This window comes from Mycobacterium sp., assembly GCF_036488105.1.
GTDB lineage: Bacteria > Actinomycetota > Actinomycetes > Mycobacteriales > Mycobacteriaceae > Mycobacterium.
This window is the reverse complement of record NZ_DASXHW010000036.1, coordinates 1-1900: the sequence shown is the minus strand read 5'-3', so window position 1 is coordinate 1900 and position 1900 is coordinate 1. Positions and strand designations below refer to the sequence as shown.

The following is a 1900-nucleotide window of genomic DNA, read 5'->3' as shown; positions in this document are numbered from 1 at the left end:
GGGGGTGGTTCACCGGTCCCGGTCGTGTGAGGCACCCGTCCGTACGGCCTTCTGTTCACGTTCCGGATCGAGATGATTGCTTTGGGTTGAAGTCGTGGTGGGGCGTCACTAACCTTCGAACATGCGTTCCAGATCGCGTGTCCTTCGGTCCCCGGCCGGTGGCCGGGTCGGTGGCTCGGTCGGTGGGTTCGCCGCGCCGTTCGTGGTTGCGGGGCCCTCAGGTGTGGCGATCCGTGCTCGCCTCAAGCACCTGACCGCTGGGGATGAGTTGGTGTTGCGTGCGGTGGGGGCGCATCTGGGGGCACTGGCCTCAGGTGATCTGAAGGCCCGGTGCGCCGACGGCTTGGACCATGACAGCGGCAGGTGGGCGGCGCGTAAGCGCGCGTTGACGACGGTGTCGTCGTCGCGGTGGGCCGGGTCGATCACGAAGGCCACCCATGATCAGTGGGGTTGTCGCGGCGGGCGCTGGCCGCCCACATCCGCTCCCTTGAGGCCGGCATCCACACGATCGGGCATCGGCTGTCCCTGCCGGTCGGGCAACCAGGGTCCAAGCGGGCGCCGGGCGGCTATCGGTCGGCGGCCGAGTGGCATGCCAAGTCCCGTCGCCTGGCGATGCTGACCGCCCGGCACGCTGCTGCGGTGGCGGATTTCCAGGCCGGGCGGGTGCGGGTGGTCCGCGGCGGTAAACGCCTGGCCCATGCCCGTCACCACCTGGAGGCGGCCGGCCTGAGTCAGGAGCAGTGGCGGGCGCGGTGGGAGGCGGCGCGGTGGTTTTTGGCCGCTGATGGCGAAAGCGGGAAACGGTTCGGGAATGAGACCATCCGCATCACCGGCGACGGCGAAGTCTCGATCAAGCTGCCCGTGCCGCTGGCGCATCTGGCGAACGCCTCCCACGGCCGGTACATCCTGTCCGCCAGGGTGAGGTTCGCGCATCGGGGCGCCGAGTGGGCCGACCGGATCGCGGGGAACCGGGCGGTGGCCTACCGCATCCACCATGACCCGGACCGGGGCCGCTGGTACATCACCGCATCCTGGCAACGCCCGCCCGCCACGACCATCCCACTCAAAGCCGCCCGCGCCCACGGCATGATCGGCGTCGACGCCAACAACGACCACCTCGCCGCCTGGCGGCTGGACATCCACGGCAACCCGATCGGCCGGCCGCGCCGCTTCGCATTCGACCTGTCCGGGCCGGCCGCCCACCGGGACGCACAAATCCGCCACGCCCTCACCCGCCTGCTGCACTGGACCAACCACTGCGACGTCACCGCGATCGCCGTCGAAGACCTGAACTTCGAACAAGAAAAAACCCGGGAGAAACACGGCCGCCGAAAACGATTCCGGCGGCTGATCACCCGGTTCCCCACCGCCAAACTCAAGACCCGGCTGATATCGATGGCCACCGAACACGGCCTGGCCATCGTGGCCGTGGACCCGGCCTACACCTCCAAGTGGGGCGCCCAGCACTGGCAAAAGCCCATGACGACCCCCAACCGCAACACGACCCGTCACGATGCCGCGAGCATCGCGATCGGACGACGCGCCCTCCGGCACCCGATCCGGCGACGGACGACACCGCCCCCTGCTCACCAGAGCGATGAGCAGGGGCATCGGACCGCCCAGGCCCCATCAGGTGTCCCAAGGCGTGAGGGACCCTGCCCCCCACGAACCCGGACCACGCACCCGATGCGCGCCACCGGACCACAAGGCGAACGCAGGCGACCAGCAAGCCCACCACCGTTCGGGACGTGCCAGTGAACAGGAACCCACACCTGCACACTGAAAAGAAACGGTAGAAGGTGCTACCTCCACCGACGGGAGAAGATGTGCTACATCCCAAGACCGCGTTCGTACTGGGCGGCGGGGGCCTGCTGGGCGCCTGCGAGGTGGGCATGCTCCG

The 1900-nt window shown here is 69.0% G+C and carries 1 protein-coding gene; it reads left to right on the top strand.

Going from position 1 to position 1900, the window contains the following annotated elements:
• Nucleotides 1–444: 444 nt before the first annotated feature.
• Nucleotides 445–1758, top strand: coding sequence for an IS200/IS605 family accessory protein TnpB-related protein (locus VGH54_RS01940; RefSeq protein WP_331510247.1), 1314 nt, complete (start codon nt 445–447; stop codon nt 1756–1758).
• Nucleotides 1759–1900: the final 142 nt, after the last annotated feature.